We start from the raw sequence: 515 nt of genomic DNA, 5'->3' as shown, positions 1-515 counted from the left end.
GCGTTATGGAAAGCTTTGGCAGTATCGAATGCTTTGTGCGCAGCGCCGAAGGCGGCAGCTTTGCCGAGGCGGCCCGGCACCTGAGCCTGACCCCGGCGGCGGTCGGCAAAAGCGTCGCCAAGCTGGAGGTGCGCCTCGGCGTGCGGCTGTTCCAGCGCAGCACCCGGCGTCTGGCCCTGACCGAAGCCGGCAAGTTGTTCCTGGCCGAAGTCAGCGGCAGCCTCACCACCATCCAGAATGCCGTGGCTAACCTGGCCAGCGCCGAAGGCCGGCCGGTGGGCACGCTCAAGGTCAGCATGGGCACCGTGTTTGGCAATCGCTACGTGGTGCCGTTGCTGGGGGCGTTCATGGCGCGCTTTCCGGATATCAGCCCGGACTGGCATTTCGATAACCGCCAGGTGGACCTGATCGGCCAGGGCTTCGATGCCGCCATCGGCGGCGGTTTTGAGCTGCCCCAAGGCGTGGTGGCGCGCAAGTTGACGCCGGCGCATCGGGTGCTGGTGGCTTCACCGGCT

Annotated in this window: 1 protein-coding gene; it reads left to right on the top strand. The window is 66.8% G+C overall.

Annotated elements, in window-relative coordinates; genetic code table 11:
- Positions 1-515, top strand: a 515-nt coding sequence (locus FCS21_RS15770) for a LysR family transcriptional regulator (protein WP_222927979.1), incomplete at both ends; no start/stop codon positions are given.

The sequence above is a fragment of the Colwellia ponticola genome (assembly GCF_005885605.1).
Taxonomy (GTDB): Bacteria; Pseudomonadota; Gammaproteobacteria; order Enterobacterales; family Alteromonadaceae; genus Colwellia; species Colwellia ponticola.
Note: the sequence above shows the minus strand (reverse complement) of the source record. Positions and strands in the feature narration are given on the sequence as shown.